Below are 19978 nucleotides of genomic sequence, written 5' to 3'. Positions count from 1 at the left end.
CTTTTATCGCCGAGCGAAAAAAGCGGAGTGTCTACTTCCTGGAGATGAGCGAAGGACTGCTTCTGGCGCAGCGCCAACCTCGGCGGCCCTTGGTAACTGAGGGGCCTTAAATGCGGTCGGCGCAGAAGTTGTCACGTCGCAGCATTATCCGCTAACAATTCCTATGCCTACGCCAACTGCGTTCACCCTTCGACAAACTTACTCGAGAGCAGAGATACGCTTTCGGGTTGGCGATCCCGGGCGTGGCGGAGCTTGGGACACAGGATACCGCCAATATCGTGGCGAGTTTTACATCTTCGCCGGCGTAGGCGTCGCGGGGCGCACCGGTCACGATTACCGAAACCGCTGGGACGGCGACCGGTTGGTGTGGGAGGCGAAGGGCGAATCCAAGCTGGATGACCCGCAGGTTCGCCAGCTGATCGGCGGCCGCTGCCCTGTCCACATCTTCACACGTGAAAACGACCGGGACTCGTTCGTCTACGAAGGGTTAGCAACCGCCGTGGAAGCCACCGACACGAGCCCCGTGGGTGTGGTGTGGTGCTTGGATGCTGGGTTCCGGCCGCCGCTGGCGGTCGACGAAGTCGCCGAAGAGCTCTTGCGGCTGGGCTTCGTCCTCGAACCCGCGAAGGTGAAGTCGCAGCGGGCCCAACGTGGCGACCTCGTGATCTATCTGAAGCGCGAGAGCGATAGCTTTGTGCTTGTCATCGATCCGCGCAACGCGGACCGATGCGACGCGCTAAGGCGGATCCCTGGCGTTCGCCGACCAACGCCAGCGGATTGGTTCGTACATAACCAGTCCTTCTTGCACTTCCCGACCCGGATGCACACCGGCTCTACGCCGCGACCGCATGGCCTCGACTTTGACGTAGACAGTGCAGAGGCGCTTGCCGAATTTGTGGTGACGCTAGGCGGAGGTTCTGGCCCAACTCGGCAAACTGAGGCTCGCACCGACGGCCCCACCGAGACACAGGTTCTCCGAGCGGTCCGACTGGCGCAGTCTCAGTTCCGAAAAGACTTGATGGAGCGATGGTCGCGGTGCTGCGCGCTAACGGGCCTACCATTGCAGGACTTACTTCGAGCCTCACACCTCAAGCCCTGGCGTGATAGCAGCGACGCGGAACGGCGGGACCCAGACAATGGCTTGCTGCTCGCGGTTCACGTGGACGGTCTATTCGACCGTGGATTGATATCGTTTAATGATGATGGCCGTCTGATCTGCAGCTCGATGCTGGAGCCTTCCGTTCTCGACCGACTGGGCCTTCACAACGGGCTGCGCATCGAGGGGTTGTCAGACGGCAATCGGAGATATCTTCGAGTGCATAGGACGACGTATTTCGATCGCGACGCGGACTTGTTACTCCCGGCGACTGTCGCCCCCGTTTAGACGCCGACCCGTGAGCACGACGGCCGACTTGGTCCGCGCAAATCTCCTTTGTTCGGCGGGGGCGGCAAGTTCCCTGATGCCGAGATACTGAATGCGTTCGGGTCTACGCCTCAAACGCTGGACCCGAGCATTGCGATGGTCCATCAGCCTGCTCACAGAGTAACCTGTGATCGGCCCACTTTCCGTCAAAGGCAGCGGATGGTGCGAAGAAGACTCTCGACTTCGTCGAACGACATCGTCTTTTCGCTCCAGTTGTCCGGGCGGGTGGCGTCGTAGTCGCCGGTCCAGGGCTCGTGGGTGCCGCCGTCTCTGGCGCCAAGGATCTCGCCCTGAGATTCCAGCCGGTAGTTCGGCATCGTGCCGTTGCCCGTCGTGCCTAGCCGCAGGCAGACATCGGGCTGGGTTTTGCGGGCCAGCCGCAGTTGATGCAGCGCCTTGCTGACGTAGGTGTCCTCGTTGTGGAGCGAGGTCCGCAGATCCCAGAGGGTCACATCTTTCGGGAGTGGGTTCGCCACGAGCAGGTCCCAATGCTGGCCGCGGTCGTCTGAGCCGCCTGTCGATTTGTATGGGCCCAATTGCTGCGCTTCCAATACGTCGGATGCGGTCGTAGGCGTTTTCGACGCTGAGAAGTCCCATTGTTTCGCGGGATTTCTCTTGTCGGACGGCCTGTTGAAGTTCGCTCGACCGAGGTCTTCTTACTCGTTCCCGTGAACCACGGGGACCGCGATGGACCAGCCCGAAAACGCCGAACTGACCCGTAGCCAGCGTATGCTCCGCTCGGCCCTCGGACCGCTCCTGCTGGCTCGCCTGGCCGACCCGGGCGTGGCCGAACTGATGGTCAATCCTGATGGCCGCGTCTGGGTCGATCGCTTCGACGCCGGGCTGGTCGACACCGACCTCTTGGTTTCGGCCGCGAACGCCGAGCGGATCATGCGCTTGGTCGCCCACCACGTCGGCGCCGAAGTGCATGCCGGTAGGCCGAGGCTCTCGGCCGAACTCCCCGGGACAGGGGAGCGGTTCGAGGGGCAGATGCCGCCTGTTGTGGCCGCCCCAACCTTCGCCATCCGCAAGCCGGCGCGCGAGCTTTTCACCCTCGACGACTACGTCCGCACGGGCGTGATGGACGCCGCCCAGGCGCTGGTTCTGTGGGAAGCTATTCGCGAGAGACGCAACATCCTGGTGGTCGGCCAGACCTCCAGCGGTAAGACGACCTTGGTCAATGCGCTGCTGGAGAAGGTCGCGCAGACGAGCGATCGCATCATTCTCTGCGAGGACGTCGGCGAGATCCAATGCGCCGCGCCCAATCTGGTGGCGATGCAGACCGTCGAGGGCGTCGTCTCCCTGACCGATCTCGTCCGATCGACCCTGCGCTTGCGCCCCGACCGCATCATCATCGGCGAGGTGAGGGGCGGGGAGGCGCTCGACCTCATCAAGGCTTGGGGCACTGGGCACCCCGGAGGCATCGGAACGCTCCATGCCGGCTCGGCGCTCGGCGCGCTTCTGCGCCTTGAGCAATTGATCCAGGAAGCGGTGGTCACCGTGCCGCGCGCCCTGATCGCAGAGACCATCGACTTGATCGCCGTACTCGCCGGCCGCGGCCGACAGCGACGCTTGATCGAGCTTGCACGCCTGGAGGGCCAGGCGCCCGACGGCGCCTACCAGCTCAGCCCCGCCTGAGACCCTAAGCCCTCAACCCCCTGACATTCCAAAGGAGATTGGTTCGTGTCCACGAGCCTTACTTTGTCGCGCGCCTGTGGCGTTGCGCTTGCCCGTCGCTGGGCCCGTCTTCCGCGCGTCGATCACTGGCTTCTGGCCGGCCTGACGGTCTCGGGAAGCCTTCTGTCGGCCCAGGCCTACGCCGCCGGCTCCTCGATGCCGTGGGAGGAGCCGCTTCAGCAGATCCTCGAGTCGATCGAGGGGCCCGTCGCCAAGATCATCGCCGTCATCGTCATCATCATGACGGGCCTGGCGTTGGCGTTCGGTGACAGCACCGGCGGGACCCGACGGCTGATCCAGATCGTCTTCGGACTGTCGATCGCCTTCGCCGCCTCCAGCTTCTTCCTGTCGTTCTTTTCGTTCGGCGGCGGGGCGGTGATCTGATGGCCGGCGATCGCGCGCTCAGGTTCGCCGCTCCGGTCCATCGGGCCCTTACCGAGCCTGTCCTGCTGGCAGGCGCACCGCGCGCGATCGCCCTGGTCAACGGCACGCTCGCCGCGGCGCTGGGCCTGGGGCTCCGGCTCTGGCTGGTCGGGCTGCTGGTCTGGTTCGTCGGGCATGGCCTCGCCGTCTGGGCCGCTCGTCAGGATCCGCAAATTTTCGACGTGGGGCGCCGCCATGTGCGCCTCCCCGAACGTCTCGGGGTCTAAGATGCTCGATCTTCGCGAATATGCGCGCCGACCCAAGGCGCTCGTCGATTACGTGCCGTGGGCGGCCCTGGTCGCGCCTGGCGTCGTGCTCAACAAGGACGGATCGTTCCAGCGCAGCGCCGCCTTCCGTGGCCCCGACCTGGACTCGGTGACGGACGGGCAGGTCGCCGCCGTGGCCGCGCGCATCAACAATGCGCTTCGTCGCCTCGGCTCTGGATGGGCGCTCTTCATTGAGGCCAGGCGCGATCCCGCCGAGACCTACCCTGACAGCGCCTTTCCTGATCCGGTCTCCGCACTGGTCGACCACGAGCGGCGCGCGGCCTTCCTGGAGGAGGGCGCTCACTTCGAGAGCCGCTATTACCTGACGCTCCTCTATCTGCCGCCCGCCGAGCAGAGCGGGAAGGCTGCCGGGTTCTTCATTGAAGGGCGGGCGTCTGGAGCGATCGATTGGCGGGGTGAACTCTCCAACTTCGTCGACCGCAGCAACCGCGTTCTGGCGCTGGTCGAAGGCCTGATGCCCAAGGCGGCTTGGCTCTCCGACGCCGAGACGCTCAGCTTTCTCCAAGGTGCGGTGACGACGCGTCGCCAGTCGGTCGGCGTTTCCGATACCCCGATGCACCTGGACGCTATGCTCTCCACCGAAGCGCTCGATGGCGGGCTCGAGCCTCGACTGGGCGGGGCGCACCTGCGGGTGCTCTCCATCGTCGGCTTTCCCGGGCAGACCACGCCGGGCCTCCTCGACGACCTCAATCGCTTGGCGTTCCCGTATCGCTGGACGAGCCGTGCGATCTTCTTGGACAAGATCCACGGTCAGGCCCTGCTGGCCAAAATCCGGCGGCAGTGGTTCGCCAAGCGCAAGTCGATCGCCGCGATCCTGCAGGAGGCCCTGACCCAGCAGCCCGCCGCCTTGGTCGACAACGACGCGGCCAACAAGGCCGCCGACGCAGACCTGGCGCTCCAGGACCTGGGCGACGACGCCGTCGCCTACGCCTACGTCACCTCCAACTTCGTGGTCTGGGACGATGATCCCGCCCGTGCTGACGCCAAGTTGGCCTTGGCCGAGAGCGTCATCACCGGGCGCGATTTCACCGTGATCCGCGAACGCGTCGGCGCGGTTGAGGCTTGGTTGGGCACGCTGCCGGGCAACCCCTACGCCAACGTCCGTCAGCCGCCGCTCTCGACGCTGAACCTGGCGCACATGGCACCGCTGTCGGCGGTGTGGGCTGGCCCCGAGCGCAATCCCCATCTGAGCGGCCCGCCGCTGTTAATGGCGCGCACCGAAGGCTCGACCCCTTTTCGGCTGTCGCTCCACGTCGGCGATGTCGGCCACACCTTGGTGGTGGGGCCGACGGGGGCGGGCAAGAGCGTCTTGCTGGCGCTGATGGCCTTGCAGTTTCGCCGCTATGCTGGCGCGCGGGTCTTTGCCTTCGACTTCGGCGCTTCGATCCGCGCGGCGGCGCTCGGAATGGGCGGCGGGTTCCATGACCTTGGCGGTGTGCTGCGCGACAGCGCTCGGCCGGCCGTGAACCTTCAGCCGCTGGCCCGCATCGACGAGGAGAGCGAGCGGGTCTGGGCCGCCGAATGGCTCGTCGCGATCCTGGCGCGGGAAGGTGTTTCGGTTACGCCCAAGGTGCGTGAGCACCTGTGGTCGGCGTTGGCCAGCCTTGCGACGGCGTCGGTCGGCGAGCGCACGCTGACAGGCCTGGTTGCCCTGTTGGCGAACCTCGATCTCAAGCGCGCCCTGGCCGCCTACTGCCTTGGCGGCGCGTGGGGGAGGCTGCTCGACGCTGATCATGAAGTCTTGGGCGACCCCGAAGTCGAGGCTTTCGAGACCGAAGGCCTGTTGGGAACGCCGGCTGCCCCGGCCGTGCTGGCCTATCTCTTCCATCGCATCGAACGCCGTCTCGATGGCGCACCGACCCTCATCCTGATCGATGAGGGCTGGCTTGCGCTCGACGATCCGGCCTTCGGCGCCCAACTGCAGACCTGGCTTGGGACGGTCCGCAAGAAAAACGGCGCGGTCGTCCTCACCACGCTGTCTTTGGTTCAGGTGGAGAAGAGCACGATCGCTCATGCGATCACCGAGCTCTGTCTGACGCGGATCTTCCTGCCCAATGCCGCGGCGCTCGATCCGGTCGCGGCTGCCGCCTACGAGCGCTTTGGTCTCAATGGGCGGCAGATCGAGCTCATCGCCCGGGCCACGCCCAAGCGCGACTACTACCTGACCTCGCTGGCCGGCGAGCGGATGTTCGAGCTTGGGCTCGGTCCTGTCGGCCTGGCGTTCACGGCCGCGGCTTCCAAGGCGGACCAGGCGCTCATCGCGCAGATCCTCGCCGCGCAGCCTCGTCAGGACTTCGGCGAGGCCTGGCTTCGCGCCCGCGGTCTGCGCTGGGCCGCCGATCTTCTCGCTCCCTCAAACCCCTCGGAGACTGTCCGATGATCTCGATGCGTCGCCGGCTCTTGCTGGCGTTGGCCTTGGCTCTGCCCGCCAGCTCTGCCTTCGCCCAGTTCACGGTCTTTGACCCCACCAACTACGCCCAGAATGTCCTGCAGGCCGCGCGCGCCCTTCAGAGCGTCAACAACCAGATCTCCTCCCTGCAGAACCAGGCGCAGATGCTGATCGGCCAGGCCAAGAACCTGGCGAGTCTGCCTTACTCCTCGCTCGCAACGCTGCAGGGTCAGGTCGCGCGCACCCGTGAGCTTCTCGGTCAGGCTCAACGGCTGGCCTATGACGTGTCGTCGATCCAGCAAGCCTTCACCCAGAACTACGGAGCCGCTGGCCTGTCGGCCACCAACGCCGACTTGGCCGCTCGCGCCGATGCGCGCTGGGCGACATCGGTGGCCGGCTTCGAAGACGCGCTGAAAGTCCAAGCCGGCGTCATCAAGGGGATCGATGGCAGCTCCGCCGAGATGGCCGCCCTGGTCGGTCAAAGCCAAGGCGCCAGCGGGGCTTTGCAGGCTGCACAAGCCGGCAATCAACTGCTGGCGCTTCAGGCCCAGCAGTTGACGGGCCTCACCGCGCTCGTCGCCGCGCAGGGGCGGGCGCAGGCGCTTGAGGCCGCTGATCGCGCCGCCGCCAGGGCGGACGCCAAGGCACGGTTCTCCCGCTTCATGGGAGACAAGCCGTGAGACGCGCGGCTGTCTGGGCGGTGGCGCTTCTGATGGTGTTCGCCGCCGCGGCCTTGGCCGTGAGTTCGATCAAGCCGGTCCCGACGACGGTCGCCGCCACGACGCCCTCCTCGGGCGCCAATGAGCTCGCGCGTTGCCGCGCGGCTGGAGAGGCGGCGGGTCAAGATCCCCGGTGCCGCGCGGCCTGGCGTGCGGCGCGCGCACGCTTTCTAGGGGAGTAGTCCCTGTGAACGACACCGGCGTCATCGACACCTTCTTCCAGACCTTCAACAGGTACATCGACAGCGGATTTGGCCTCTTAGCGCCTGAGGTTGGCGGCATGGCCAATATTCTGGTCGCGATCGACATGACACTGGCCGCCCTGATGTGGAGCCTGGCCGCGGGCGAGGACGTTCTGGCCCGGTTGATCCGCAAGGTCCTCTACGTCGGCTTCTTCGCCTTCCTGATCGGCAATTTCCACGCGCTTTCGAACATCGTGCTGGCCAGCTTCACGGGACTTGGCCTCAAGGCGTCGGGCGCTGGCCTGTCGGCTGAGGACATGCTTCGGCCGGGCAAGTTGGCGGCCCTGGGTATCTCCGCCGGCAAGCCGCTCCTGGTCGCCGCCGGCGAGCTCTCCGGTTTTCCGGCCTTCTTCGAAAACATCGTCCAGGTGCTGGTGCTCCTGGTCGCCTTCCTGCTTGTGATCGTCGCCTTCTTCGTGATGGCGATCCAAGTCTTCGTCGTCCTGATCGAGTTCAAACTGGCGACCTTGGCGGGGTTTGTCCTTGTGCCGTTCGGCCTTTTTGGTCGGACCGCCTTCTTGGCCGAGCGCGTGCTCGGCAGCGTGATCGCCACCGGCGTCAAAGTGCTGGTGCTGGCGGTCATCGTCGGCATTGGCTCGACGCTCTTCGACCAGTTCACGGCGTCATGGACCGACGGCCAGCCGACCCTTGAACAGGTCTTGGCGCTCGTTTTGGGGGCGCTGACGCTGCTGGGTCTGTCGATTTTCGGACCTGGTATCGCGTCTGGCCTTGTCTCGGGGGCTCCGCAGTTGGGCGCGGGCGCCGCCATCGGAACCGGTCTGGCGGTTGGCGGTATGGCCATCGCCGGCGCGGCTGCGGCTCAGATGGCCGTGGGGGCTGGAACGAGCTTGGCCGCCGGCGGCGCCGCCAGCCTGGGCGCTGGACGCGCCCCGCCGAGCGGAGGCGGGGCCGGCGGTGGCCCGCAATCACCTGGACCTTCACCGTCGCCGGCGGGGGGCTCTGGCCAGGCGGCGCCTTCAACGGGCCCTAGAGCATCGGGATCACCGGGGCAGGGGGCGCAGGGCGGCCCTGGCGACAACGGTGAGCCGCCGCAATGGGCGCGCGACCTCAGGCGGCGCCAAGACTTGGCGCATGGCGCGGGCGTGGCGGCGCATGCCCTTGGCAGCGGCGACGGCAGTGGAGCGGGCGCTTCACCTTCTCTCTCGGAGCAGCAGTCATGAACCCCTTCAAAGGTAGGCCAAGGGTCAGTCACACGCCCGCGCCTGAAACGCCCTACCAGCGCGCCGGCCAGGCCTGGGACGATCGTATCGGATCGGCACGCGTCCAGGCCGCCAACTGGCGACTGATGGCGATCGGCCTCTTGGGTTTGTCGGGAGGGCTTGGCGGCGCGCTGGCCTGGCTTTCCGCCCAAGGCTCCATCACGCCGTGGGTCGTTCAGGTCGATCGCGCCGGCGCGGTGCAGGTCGTTGGACCCGCGACCCGCGATCACGCCACGAGCGACGCGGAGATCACGACCGCCCTGGGCGGCTTCATCGAGAGCGTTCGGTCGATCTCAAGCGATCCGGTCGTGGTCGGTAGGTCCTGGGACCGCGCCTACGCCTTCGTCGAAGGCGATGCGGCGCGCTTCGTCACCGCCTACGCCAACGAAGTCATGGAAGGGCAGATCGGCAAGGTGCAGGTCGCCGTCGAGGTCACGAGTGTCCTTCGGGTCTCGCCAAAGACCTTCCGTGTCGCCTGGACCGAGCGTCGCTACGCCCAGGGCGCGCTGGCCGCCACGGAGCGGTGGTCGGCCATGGCGACCATCACCCAGCGCAAACCCCGGACCGCCGAGGAGATCAAGGCCAACGGCCTGGGCCTGAAGATCACCGCCCTGACCTGGACCAAGGAGCTCGGCTCATGATGACGCTCCTCATGGGGCTGCAAGCCGCTGTGGCGCTGGTCGCCCCCGCGCCCACGCCACGGACGATCAAGGCTCCGACATCGAGCGCCCCGATCGAGTTTCCGTTCGAGGCGCGATCGATCTATCCGCTCGTCGCCGCGCCGGGACGCATCACCGACATCGTCCTTGAGCCGGGAGAGCGTCTCGTCGAGACCAACCCCATCGCCGCCGGCGATACCGCACGATGGGTCATTGGCGACACCACGAGCGGGCAAGGCGAGGTGCGTCGGGTCCACGTCCTGGTCAAGCCGACGGCCCATGACCTTTCGACCAACCTCGTCATCAACACTGACCGCAGGACCTATCTGCTGGATCTACGGGCGTCCTCGACGGGCTTCCTTTCGCAACTGAGCTGGCGCTATCCGCAGCCTGCGGCCGTGACCGTCTCGATCGCGCCCCCGGCGACCGAACCCGCCCCAACGCCGCCGCTTCGCCTGAACTTCAGCTATCGGGTCACCGGTCGCGGCGACTTCAAGCCCCAGCGCGTCTACGACGACGGCGCGCGGACCTATCTCGACTTCCCGCCGGCGGAGGCGATGGGGGAGTTGCCGCCGGTCTATGCGATCGGGCCAGATGGAAAGGCGGCCGAGCTCATCAACTTCAGCGTCGCGGGACGCACCATCGTTATCGACCGGCTGGTCGAGCGCCTGGAGTTGCGGATGGGCCTGAAGGCTTTGGCCAGGAGTGTCCGGATCACCCGTATGGCGGAGGTGGTTCGATGAGCCCGGATGCTGCGTCGTCAACCGACGCCAAGGCCTCGATCGAGCGCGAGCAAAATGCCATCGCCGACAGCCTGAAGATCCGTGGCGCGGGGCCGCCGGTGGCGCGCGTCTCGCGCAAGGCCCTGGTCGTGGTCGGCGGTCTACTGTCTGCGAGCCTGGCCGGGGCGATCGGCTGGTCGCTGACGCAACACCCAAGGTCTGCACCGCCAACCGTGGACGAGACGCCTGTCGCCGCGCCTCAGAGGCTTGCCGAACTACCAAAGGACTATCTACAGCGGGGCGCGACGCCGACCCTGGGCCCCCCGCTGCCGGGGGATCTTGGCCGCCCGATCCTGAGCGCGGAAGCTCGCGCCCAGGAGCCGAGTCCAATTGAGGCGCTACCAACGTCATCCCGTGCAGACCGGTCCGCGCCGGATCCTGTCATGGCCGAGCGCCGCGCCAAGCTGGATGCAGCACGGTCGAGCGGTCTCTTTCTTCCAACCGTCACTCGAACGGTGGTGGTTGATCGACCCGAGCCCAGGCCTGCGGCTGCGGGGGGCGATGAGCGCACCACCAGCCCTGAGCGCCTTCAGGCGCCAGCATCGCCCTATCTCCTGCAGGCCGGAGCCGTCATCCCCGCGGCGCTGGTCACCGGCTTGCGCTCAGACGCGCCCGGCCTGGCGGTCGCCCAGGTGACCCAGGACGTGTTCGACAGCCTCGGCGGTCGCCACCGGCTCATTCCCGCCGGCGCGCGTTTGATCGGCGAGTACGCGGCGCAGACCGCGGCGGGGCAGGTCCGCCTAGCGGTGGCTTGGACCCGGCTGATCCTCCCTTCGGGGCGTTCGATCATCCTCGACAAGCTTCCTGGGGCAGATGCGCAAGGGATGGCCGGGCTCCAGGATGGTGTCGACCGTCATTGGAACCAGGTGTGGACGTCAGCGGCGCTGAGCACGGTCATGGCTGTTGGCGCGGAAGCCGGCGCTTCGGACGAAAGTGATCTAGCTCGGGCGGTTCGGCGCGGCGTCAGCCAGAGCGCTAGCGACGTCGGCGGCCAGATGGTCGGCAAAAGCTTGGCGCTTACCCCGACGCTTACGATCCGGCCCGGGGCGCCCCTTCGCGTGCTCCTGTCTCGCGACCTGGTGCTCGAGCCCTATACGCCGGAGGCTTTGCAATGAGCCGGCTGAAGATCTCGATCATCGAAGACGACACGCCCGTTAAGGTCAGCCTCGACCTGCCCGCAGGCATCCACCGTGACCTGGTCGACTACGGCAAGGCGATGGCTGAGGGCGGTGGAAAGGCCATCGAGCCCGCCAAGCTGATCCCTGAGATGCTCCGACGCTTCATGGCGTCGGATCGCGGCTTCGTCCGAGGCCGGAAGCGGGCGCCTTGAGAGCCATTGCAACGCTTATGGCCAAGCTGCGTTGATCAGGTATCCCCAAAACGATCCTGCTGCCCCGGCGCTTGCGCCGGGGTTTTCTTGTCGTGGCTTCGGTTTCTGCGCGCGCTGCGACTCATGGTGTTGTCCGCCGTCTGAGTACGTCGGAGGGCGCCTATGACGCCGGAAGCCTTCATTTCGATCGCCAGTGGTCTGGCGATGGTCAAGGCGCACACCGTGATGGGTGCGGTGCGCCTGGCTGTTCATGGCAAAACCTTTGCGACCGTTGGTTGGCCCGAGGCCGGCTGGGCGGTGCTCAAACTCCATCCGATGGAGCAGGCCGAGGTGCTGAAGGTCTCCGATGCTCTCGCCCGAGAACCGGGGCGACGCGGCCAGAACGGCGTGACGCTGGTCCGAATTGCGCAGGTAAGCGAAGCGGTCGCCAATCGCATCCTTCTGGCGGCTTGGCGCAATGCTCAGTCTGGCCCCGCCAGCCTGGCCAAGGCGGGCTAGCGAGCAGCACGATGTCCGGCGCTGCGAACGACCTTGCCGCCATGGCCTCGACGCTCGAGGCCAGTGGCGAGTACCGCGTGTTGCGCCGTCTGGCGCCGCGGCCGCGCCTGCCGATCCCCAACGGCCTTCCGACCCGACTTGGCCTCTTCGTCGATGTGGAGACGACGGGATTAGATCCCAAACAGGACGAGATCATCGAATTGGCGATGGTGCCGTTTCGTTATGGTCTCGACGGCGTCGTGTACGAGGTGCTCGAGCCGTTCCATGGCCTTCGGCAGCCGAGCAGCCCAATTTCACCCGAGATCACGGCCCTGACCGGCATCGATGACGCCATGGTGGCTGGCCATTCGATCGAGCCAGACGCCGTGACGGCTGCAGCCGCGCCAGCGGCGCTGGTCATTGCCCACAATGCGGGGTTTGATCGACGCTTCCTTGAACGCTTCTGTCCGACGTTTTCGACCAAGCCCTGGGCCTGCTCGATGAGCGAGGTCGACTGGAGCGCTGAGGGGCATGAAGGCGCCAAGCTCGTTTGGTTGGCCGCTGGCGCTGGCTTCTTCTACGACCGTCACCGGGCCACCAATGACTGCTTGGCGGCGATCGAGCTGCTGGCGACCGAGCTCCCGCGCAGCAAGACGACGGCGCTCACCCAACTGCTCGAGAAAGCCCGGACCGCCAACTGGCGGATTTGGGCTCAGAACTCGCCGTTCGCCATGAAGGACAAGCTCAAGGCCCGTGGCTACCGCTGGAACGGCGACGACAGCGTGCCGTCTCGCTGCTGGTACATCGACGTTGGCGACGAGCTCAAAGACGCCGAGCTCAGCTTTCTGCACGAGGAGATCTATGGCGGCGAGATCGACCTGCTGACGCGGCGGATCGATGCATTCGACCGGTTCTCGGATCGCTGTTGAACGCGGTCGCTGGAGGAGGAATGGCCACGCTGCACCACGAATTTGATGACGGTGATCACCTGCAGATCTCGTATTCGGATCTGGAGCGGTATCGCGACTTTTGCCTGGCCCAAGTCCCGCAGGCGCGGCCCTTCAGCGACCGGATCGCGATGTGCTTGTGGCTCGAGCTCTACGCCTTGCAGCGTCGGTACGACATCCAGCCGCACGACCTGCTGCATCCGATCATCGACGTTGAGGCCGGCGACACCGCGGCTGGGATCAAGCCCGCGACCCAGTTTCGTCGAAAGCCCCTAAAGGGCCTTTGGCACAAGCACTGGACGAACCCGAGGTTCATGGCGGCCAACCTCTTGGCCGCGATGGAGCGGGGCAATCCTGAGCAGTGGATCTTTGAACTCGTCAAAGAGGGTGAGTTGCTCACCGAGGAGGCGCTCGGCAAGATCTCCGACCGGTTCACGACCGGCGCCTACGAAGACCGCTGGGCGACCAAGCAGATCACGGGCGAATGGATCATCTTCCTCAAGCGCGACGGGCTGAACTACTACCTCTGTCATGGCACGCACCACTCGGGTGACGAACGCCTCGACGAGAAGATCAGGACGATGTGCGTCTTGGATTTTCCAGACATCGATCAGTGGCTCGCTGACGCCGCCAACGGCCCGTAGGGGCGCTCTAGCGCGAACCGGCCCAGATGAGAAAATCGAGCTTCTTGGTGCTTGAGATATCGCCGGCGCCGGGAGTTTCGGCGAAGGCGTCGTCGAACCACGCTGACCAGGTTCGCGCGCCCGTTTCAGCGCTGAGCCGAACGAGCGCGTCATCGAGTTGGCCGTAGAACGCAACAGCATGCTCAGGCGCATGGCTGAAGACCGGCTTGGGGAGGTGGTCGGCCAAGAAGCGCGCGACGATGCTGTCGATGATGGGCGCCTGCGGATGGAGCGTTGCGACAAGCTTGCTGCAGAACGAGGCTTCAACTCGGCCGGTCGCCGCATAGAGGCCGTGAACGACTTCGGCGAACAGGTCTCGATGGGGAAGGGTGGAGGCCTTGGATCGTTCGAACGCTTTGTAGAAATGGCCTCGCCATTCCCCGTTGCGACGCACGCCGTAGAAGCCGTTGAAGCGGCGCTGGAACATCGCCGCCTCTTCAGAGTCGATCGCGACTCTTTGGGCCTCTCCCAACAGCCAGAGATAGGTCGGTACGGGGCCTGGCTTGCGCTTGAGAAGGTTCGACTGAGCCTTGGTCGCCAGCGCGGAAAGGTTGGGGAATTCGGATCGAGACATGCGCGTCATGGGTCAAGCAAACGCTACTGTTGTCCATGCTGAACTTTTATAGCTTGCTGGCTGAAGCCCTGGGAGTTCCGTCGATGAGACGCAGCTTTCGATGGCTGGCGAACTCTGGGTTTTCCAGAGCCATCGTCTGCAAGCGCGTCCACTTCTCTCCCATCTGGCCGACATCGATCACCACATAGTAGCCCTGCTTCGATCGCTCGGCGTTCTCGTAGGCTTTGAGCTGCTTGTTGTAGCCTTCGACCACCTTGCCGTTGGTCGAAAGCTTGATCTCGACCAAGACCCTGTCGCCGCCGTCGGAAAATTTGAAGTCCACAGGTCCAGCGCCGGCGTCGGACTCCGGTGAGATGTCCAGATCGTTCGCCTCGCAATAGGAGACGGCGATGGCGAAGAAGAGGAGCTGCGCGAAGCGCTCGTGACGTGGCTTGTCGTCGACGTAGAAGACCCGCCAGAGCCGGTTGTCTTCCACCAGATGGGTGAATTGATCGATGATCGTCTCGACGACGCGCGTGATGCGTTCAAGGCGGCCCAGCTTTGGATCGTCTTTGATCTCTAGGGCGTTGACAGCCACGGTCGCATTGGCGATGTGACTCCACGCCAGAAGGCCCTGAGGATCTTTGTAGAGATCGTAAGGCTGCTTCTCGACGATCTTCAGGAGATCCAGGAAAGCCTGGAATTTCTCGGCGCTCTCCATCGCGCGTTGCTTGATGTTTTCCTTTTCAGCCTTATGTCTGATCTTGAAAATCTCGCCGATGTGCGCGTTTACCCGGCCGCGAAGTTCGGAGTTTTGTTCCGCCGCGAACTTCAGTTCGCGTGGGTCGTCCATCAGCGGCAGATGTTTGAGCACGTCGTCGGCAACCAGAATGACCGGGTCGCCTTTGTTGGAATGAGGGTTCTTCAGCAGGTTGGCGTCTTTGCCGTTCAGCCGGAAATTCTGCCGCAACAGCTTCTTCCCGGTGTCGGCTTCGAGTTTGTCGAGGATCCGATGATTGAACTTGATGATGCAATCGATGGTGATGCTGGCCACCATGTCGCTGATAAGGTCCGGGCCGATACCCTTCTCGAACAGGGGCATCGAGGAGAACATCTCGGGGTCTTTCACCCCCAATTGGATCACGCTTTTGGCCCACCGAAGTCCGCGGAGTGACAGCGTTGTGCCGAAGCCGCGCCCTCCGTCCGAACGCTGGCTGTAACCGAGACAAGTCCCGCCCATGCCGCGGGACTCAGAGAAGCGAAACTTGGCGAGCGCGCCTTGCCAGGCCTTGTCGCCTTCGCCCTCTGAAATGGCGATCAACCGGTAGATCTGCGTGAAATGCGCTTCGTAGGTCTCGAAGGCGCACTCAGAGAATTCCTTGTGTTTGCTGTCGGGAAGAAGAAATGGGTCGATGAAGAGCGGCGCGTCCACGTCGAGCGTGGGGTTGAAGACGCCTTGCTGCTTCAGCCACGCTTCGTCGACGCCGAATTGGTCGGCGAACGTAATCCCAACAGCCATTACGCCCCCGCGTTCTGCAGCTTGAAGTTGGTCAGCATGCGCCTGTCGCACGTCGCTGGCGAGATCTTCTGGCGCGAAGGGTGCCGATTATGAGGTTCGGCTCACGTGCCTAGGAGAGAAACCGATATCTTTCAGGCCCTGAGCGATCGTTGCCTCTGCCATCCCGGCCCCTTGGTCGGAGGAGGCGGAGAGGACGTCGATGATGTCAGCGGTTCGATTTCCCACGCTTGGGCCATTGGATTCTCCCTAAGGCCTGGCTGATCGATCAGTCTGCCCCGACAGGGTGTCGGCGCGCTTTTGCAGGACCAAGCGTTGGACCACGCGCATCGGCGCCAATCACGATTTGCATCACGGGCAGGGGGATTATTGACATTCGTTCGCTGGGAGCGATCCAATCCCCCAGTGGAAGTGGGTCACGGCAAGCCATGACCCACCCACCCCTAGCGGGTGATCTGAAGGTCGATCTTCACCTTGGCGCGAACCAGCGTGACGACCATCAGGATCAGCAAGCCCGGGATGTGGAGAGTCAGATCCAACATCACGGTTACTCCCAGGTGTTGCGGTTCCCAAGAACCGCAACACCTAAGCTATGGGCGATGCACGAGGCTGTCAGATCACATATGATTGCGACTGGCTCCGCTTGACGAGGCTAACTCTTCTCCCAAGACGGACGAAAATTCACCATTAGACTAGTCGCTACGAAGTAGGCGACGAGAGCGGCATTGGATTATCTGACGCCCGCTCAATGACTTAACCTTCGGATCTATTCTTCCCCGTGATGTCGCCGGACGGCGAAGGGTCTTGTCCCGCGCCGGTTGCTGTGGGCTTGAGCCTTCCACCTTGTCGCAGCACGACGAGCCTCAAGGGCGACATTAGGACGGGGCGTTCTAATCGGGACCTGGAATCCAAACGTTTCTTGCTGACCAACGACCCGCCACGGCCGTCGCGGCGACGCGCGCGGCATGGCTGCACATGAGGATCACACCGCGCGGAGGGCTAGTGTCGCTGGCCCCGCTTAGGCGAGCTTCTCGATCAAGAACTGCGCGCCCAGCCGCAGGCCAAGCTCGTCAATGCTGTGGCCCAGGCCAGGCGACATGTGGGCGCCAACCTCGAAGCCGAGGCTCTTCAGGCCAGCTTCGGCCTGGTGGAGCGAGGCGACCGGCAGAACGTCGTCGCGGTCGCCGTGGACGAGTAGCACCGGCGGCTTGGTCACGACCTCGGCCGCTAGCGCCTCGGGATCCGCAAGCATCCCTGAAAAGCCAATGATGCCGGCCAGGGCTTTGGCGCGTCGTGGGCCGACGTGGAGGGCCATCATCGTTCCTTGGCTGAAGCCCACCAGGGCGAGCCTGTCCTCGCTTAGGCCATGGGCCGCAAGCTGGGCGTCGATGTAGGCGTTCATGGCCGGCGCCGAGACACGCACCCCGGCGGCGCGAGCTTGCGGCGTCAGGCTCGTGAGGGACCACCACTGGCGTCCGTACGGCACGCCGTCGCAGGGCTGGGGAGCGTCCGGCGAAAGGAAAAGGGTATCGGGCAGGGCCTTGGCCCAATAGGGCGCAAGGTCGATGAGGTCGATGCCATTGGACCCCTAGCCATGCAGGAAGATCACGAGTGACTTGGGGGCGCCGCCCGAGGCGGGGGCGGCGCTAGGCCCGTCGAGCATGAGGGTTTGGGTCACGCCGATCCTTGTCGATAGAGGCGGGGAGAGAAGAGCGGCTAGACTAGCATGTCCCGAACGAGCGGGACGACCTGCTCGCCATAGAGGCTGATGCTCTCCAGCAGCTTCTCGTGGGCCAGTGCACCGGCGCTGTACTTCATCTGGAAGCGTGCTGCGCCCAGCGCCTTGACCGTCGCGGCGATCTTGCGCGCCACGGTCTCGGGCGATCCCACGTAGAGCGAGCCATGGGCCGCTTCCTGCTCGAACTCGGCCCTACCCATCGGCGGCCAGCCGCGTTCGGCGCCGATGCGGTCGCGCATGGCCTTGTAGTCGGGCCACAGCTCCTCGCGCGCCTGCTCGTCAGTCTTGGCGACATAGCCCGGCGAGTGGACGCCGATCGGCTGGACGGGCTTGCCGAGCTCGCCGAATGCACGCTGGTAGAGATCCACGTACGGCAGGAAGCGCTTGGGATCGCCGCCAATGATGGCCAGCATCATCGGTAGCTCATAGCGGGCCGCGCGCACCACGGATTCCGGGCTGCCGCCGACGCCGATCCAGGTCTTGAACGGTTGGTCGCCCTGGCGCGGGAAGACTTCCTGGTTGACCAGGGGAGGGCGCGTGCGGCCTTGCCAGGTGACGGCTCGCTCGCGCAGCAGGGCCGCGAAGAGGTCGAGCTTCTCCTCGAAGAGCTGGTTGTACTGCGACAGCTCGAACCCGAAGAGCGGGAAGGACTCGGTGAACGAGCCACGACCAAGGATCACCTCGGCGCGGCCGCTAGAGGCCGCATTGAGGGTCGAGTAGCGTTGGAAAACGCGGATCGGGTCGTCCGAGCTTAGGACCGTGACCGCCGAGCCGAGCTTGATGCGGGAGGTCTGGCCCGCGATCGCGGCCAGCACCATCTCAGGCGAAGAGACGGCGAAGTCCGCCCGGTGGTGCTCGCCGATGCCGAAGAAGTCGATGCCAACCTGATCGGCGAGTACACCCTCGGCGATGACATTGCGGATCACTTGGTCGTGGGGCAGCAGCGCGCCATCGGGCCCGGTGGTGACGTCGCCGAAGGTGTCCAGGCCAAGTTCGAGAAAGCTCATGGGATGCTCAGGTTCATCGGGAGGCGACACGCCGTCCCGGCACGGCCGATAGATAGGTTCGCGATCCGCCACCGAAAGAGGTGCAGTTTCTCCGGGCCCGATCGCATCGATGAGCGCCGACGTTTTCCGAGGGCGAAACTGTCCTAGCGGCGGTCGGCGATCGTCTCATGTTCAGGCGGTGTGTCGTGGCAGTCGGCCAACGTAGCAAGCGCCGATCGTGCGATCGCATCGGATGTTGCTGAGAGAAAATTCAAGCGAAACGACAGGCAGATCGTTCTGCCATTGCGTTGATCGTGATGGAGCTTGGTTCTCCATATTGTCGTTTCATTCTCTAAATTCTCGCGGCCATCCGACGCTGATTTGCATGATCTACATTCAAGGCGTGGATCGGAGTGCGAGGTATTGGCCCGACTGCTCGAACGTTTAACCGCGCTTCAAGTGCGCCGATTGGGTGGAGGCTTACACCCCGACGGCGGTGGTCTTTATCTTCAGGTCATCGGTGACGCCGGGCGGTCGTGGATCTTTCGCTATTGGATAAATGGCCGTGAGCGGCAGATGGGCCTTGGCGCAACCCACACCGTGTCGCTGGGGCAAGCCCGTGACGCCGCGCGTGAAGCGCGCAACCAGCGACTAGCCGGCCTGGATCCCATTGAGGAGCGTCGCAAAGCCGAAGTCGTTCAAAAGCTCGAACAGGCCAGGAATGTAACTTTCGACGACGCCGTTGACGCCTACATCGAAGCGAACAAAGCCGCCTGGCGCAATGACAAGCACGCCAAGCAGTGGAAGACGACGCTCGACACCTATGCTTCACCCCGCATCGGCGCCCTGCCGGTCGCGGACGTCGAAACCCGCCACGTCCTGTCCGTGCTTGAGCCGATCTGGAAGACCAAAACAGAGACAGCGAGCCGGGTCCGCGGTCGGATCGAAAACGTGCTCGACTGGGCAACCGTTTACGGCCATCGCGTCGGCGACAATCCCGCCCGTTGGAAGGGGTATCTGGACAAGATCCTCCCCGCCAAAGCGAAGCTCAAAAAGGTCCGGCACCACGCCGCGCTCCCGTTCGCCCAGATGCCTCATTTCATGAGGACACTGGCTAGGGTTGGGGGGATCTCAGCTCGAGCGCTGGAGTTCACGATCCTGACGGCGGCGCGGACCGGCGAGGTCCTTGGGACCGACTGGAGCGAGGTGGACCTGGTGAAGAAGGTCTGGATCGTGCCGGCTGCGCGGATGAAGGCTCACAGAGAGCACCGCATCCCGCTGAGCGCGCCGGCCATCGCAATCCTAGAGGCAATGCGCTCGAGGTGGGTCGAGGTCGAGTCGAGGCGGTGGAGGGGCAAGAATGCGCCGCCGTTGTCTGACCCTACCGGGCCGGTGTTCTTCGGCCAGCTGGCGGGCAGAGCCTTGAGCAACATGAGTATGCTGAAGGTGCTCAAGGGACTCGGGCGCAGCGACCTGACCACCCATGGCTTCCGAAGCACCTTCAGCGATTGGGCGGTGGAGACAACGAACTATCCGACCGAGATGGTCGAGATGGCCCTGGCGCACACGATCGGCAGCAAGGTGGAGGCGGCCTACCGCCGGGGCGATCAATTCGCCAAGCGCCACGCCTTGATGGCTGACTGGGCCTTGGCCTGCGGGTTCAAGTCGGCCTGAGTTGCGAATGCGGGCGCGCCCGGCGATTCGACCGGTGCGTCTCGCGCGGTGGCATAGGGACACTGGCCTCGCCAGATCGGAAAAGAGGTTGGTGCCGACTGGAATCCGCCGGAAGGTGAGACTGGTCGCCCGCCTAAGTTAGAGGTCGGTGTCCACCCACGGTCACAGTCGGCCATCGGTGTTTGGGGTGGAAAAGGCCAACGGCGTTAGCGCCGACCGTGGGTAGGGACTGGGGTAGGGCGCGAAGAGCGGA

21 protein-coding genes are annotated in these 19978 nt (G+C 64.7%); 16 read left to right on the top strand and 5 right to left on the bottom strand.

Going from position 1 to position 19978, the window contains the following annotated elements:
* Positions 1-364 precede the first annotated feature (364 nt).
* Positions 365-1384, top strand: a complete 1020-nt coding sequence (locus tag AC07N1_RS03090) for an HNH endonuclease (RefSeq protein ID WP_494670455.1) — start codon at positions 365-367, stop codon at positions 1382-1384.
* Between the two features lie 185 nt (positions 1385-1569).
* Here the strand turns inward: AC07N1_RS03090 and AC07N1_RS03085 are convergent, their stop codons facing one another.
* A complete protein-coding gene (locus tag AC07N1_RS03085; RefSeq protein WP_494670454.1) occupies positions 1570-1974 on the bottom strand; it encodes a hypothetical protein in 405 nt (134 codons plus the stop codon).
* Between the two features lie 136 nt (positions 1975-2110).
* On the opposite strand from AC07N1_RS03085, the gene trbB reads away from it, so the two are divergent.
* From trbB to AC07N1_RS03015, 14 genes are all read left to right on the top strand, one after another.
* Positions 2111-3061 carry a P-type conjugative transfer ATPase TrbB gene (gene trbB, locus AC07N1_RS03080; protein ID WP_494670453.1) on the top strand — a complete coding sequence of 317 codons (951 nt, stop codon included), beginning with the start codon at positions 2111-2113 and terminating at the stop codon, positions 3059-3061.
* Between the two features lie 45 nt (positions 3062-3106).
* The gene (locus tag AC07N1_RS03075; protein WP_494670452.1) at positions 3107-3484 is read left to right on the top strand and encodes a TrbC/VirB2 family type IV secretion system protein; all 378 of its coding nucleotides are present in this window, start codon (positions 3107-3109) and stop codon (positions 3482-3484) included.
* A complete protein-coding gene (locus tag AC07N1_RS03070) occupies positions 3484-3750 on the top strand; it encodes a VirB3 family type IV secretion system protein (protein ID WP_494670451.1) in 267 nt (88 codons plus the stop codon). Before AC07N1_RS03075 ends, AC07N1_RS03070 begins: the two co-directional genes overlap by 1 nt.
* Before the next feature lies 1 nt (position 3751).
* Positions 3752-6190 carry a conjugal transfer protein TrbE gene (trbE, locus tag AC07N1_RS03065; RefSeq protein WP_494670450.1) on the top strand — a complete coding sequence of 813 codons (2439 nt, stop codon included), beginning with the start codon at positions 3752-3754 and terminating at the stop codon, positions 6188-6190.
* Entirely contained in the window at positions 6187-6879 is a 693-nt protein-coding gene (gene trbJ, locus AC07N1_RS03060; protein ID WP_494670449.1) for a P-type conjugative transfer protein TrbJ, read from the top strand. Before trbE ends, trbJ begins: the two co-directional genes overlap by 4 nt.
* Positions 6876-7100, top strand: coding sequence for a putative entry exclusion protein TrbK-alt (gene trbK-alt, locus AC07N1_RS03055; protein ID WP_494670448.1), 225 nt, complete (start codon positions 6876-6878; stop codon positions 7098-7100). The genes trbJ and trbK-alt overlap by 4 nt, the downstream gene beginning before the upstream one ends.
* A gap of 5 nt (positions 7101-7105) precedes the next feature.
* A complete protein-coding gene (trbL, locus tag AC07N1_RS03050) occupies positions 7106-8341 on the top strand; it encodes a P-type conjugative transfer protein TrbL (RefSeq protein WP_494670447.1) in 1236 nt (411 codons plus the stop codon).
* Positions 8338-9021, top strand: coding sequence for a conjugal transfer protein TrbF (gene trbF / locus AC07N1_RS03045; protein ID WP_494670446.1), 684 nt, complete (start codon positions 8338-8340; stop codon positions 9019-9021). The genes trbL and trbF overlap by 4 nt, the downstream gene beginning before the upstream one ends.
* Complete coding sequence (trbG, locus tag AC07N1_RS03040; RefSeq protein ID WP_494670445.1) at positions 9018-9782, top strand: P-type conjugative transfer protein TrbG; 765 nt, start codon at positions 9018-9020, stop codon at positions 9780-9782. Before trbF ends, trbG begins: the two co-directional genes overlap by 4 nt.
* Entirely contained in the window at positions 9779-10936 is a 1158-nt protein-coding gene (locus tag AC07N1_RS03035) for a TraB/TrbI/VirB10 family type IV secretion system protein (RefSeq protein ID WP_494670444.1), read from the top strand. Before trbG ends, AC07N1_RS03035 begins: the two co-directional genes overlap by 4 nt.
* Positions 10933-11151, top strand: a complete 219-nt coding sequence (locus tag AC07N1_RS03030) for a DUF2274 domain-containing protein (RefSeq protein WP_494670443.1) — start codon at positions 10933-10935, stop codon at positions 11149-11151. Before AC07N1_RS03035 ends, AC07N1_RS03030 begins: the two co-directional genes overlap by 4 nt.
* Positions 11152-11313: 162 nt before the next feature.
* Positions 11314-11649, top strand: a complete 336-nt coding sequence (locus AC07N1_RS03025) for a hypothetical protein (RefSeq protein ID WP_494670442.1) — start codon at positions 11314-11316, stop codon at positions 11647-11649.
* 11 nt (positions 11650-11660) lie between these two features.
* Positions 11661-12557 (top strand): 3'-5' exonuclease, encoded by an 897-nt coding sequence (locus tag AC07N1_RS03020; RefSeq protein WP_494670441.1) that lies wholly within the window; start codon positions 11661-11663, stop codon positions 12555-12557.
* 20 nt (positions 12558-12577) lie between these two features.
* Complete coding sequence (locus AC07N1_RS03015; RefSeq protein ID WP_494670440.1) at positions 12578-13219, top strand: hypothetical protein; 642 nt, start codon at positions 12578-12580, stop codon at positions 13217-13219.
* A 7-nt stretch (positions 13220-13226) separates the two neighbouring features.
* On the opposite strand, the gene AC07N1_RS03010 is transcribed toward AC07N1_RS03015, so the two are convergent.
* The 4 genes from AC07N1_RS03010 to AC07N1_RS02995 form a co-directional block, all read right to left on the bottom strand.
* On the bottom strand, positions 13227-13841 hold the full coding sequence (locus AC07N1_RS03010) for a hypothetical protein (protein ID WP_494670439.1): 615 nt from the start codon (positions 13839-13841) through the stop codon (positions 13227-13229).
* Between the two features lie 37 nt (positions 13842-13878).
* Positions 13879-15330, bottom strand: coding sequence for a DUF8370 family protein (locus tag AC07N1_RS03005; protein WP_494670438.1), 1452 nt, complete (start codon positions 15328-15330; stop codon positions 13879-13881).
* Between the two features lie 1015 nt (positions 15331-16345).
* Positions 16346-16903 carry an alpha/beta hydrolase gene (locus AC07N1_RS03000; RefSeq protein ID WP_494670559.1) on the bottom strand — a complete coding sequence of 186 codons (558 nt, stop codon included), beginning with the start codon at positions 16901-16903 and terminating at the stop codon, positions 16346-16348.
* A gap of 140 nt (positions 16904-17043) precedes the next feature.
* Positions 17044-18072, bottom strand: a complete 1029-nt coding sequence (locus AC07N1_RS02995; RefSeq protein WP_494670437.1) for an LLM class flavin-dependent oxidoreductase — start codon at positions 18070-18072, stop codon at positions 17044-17046.
* A 402-nt stretch (positions 18073-18474) separates the two neighbouring features.
* Here AC07N1_RS02995 and AC07N1_RS02990 point away from each other — a divergent pair, with 402 nt between their 5' ends.
* Entirely contained in the window at positions 18475-19725 is a 1251-nt protein-coding gene (locus AC07N1_RS02990; protein ID WP_494670436.1) for a tyrosine-type recombinase/integrase, read from the top strand.
* Positions 19726-19978: the final 253 nt, after the last annotated feature.

The sequence above is a fragment of the Caulobacter sp. GW821-FHT09B11 genome (assembly GCF_059418205.1).
This window is presented reverse-complemented; position numbering and strand designations above follow the sequence as displayed.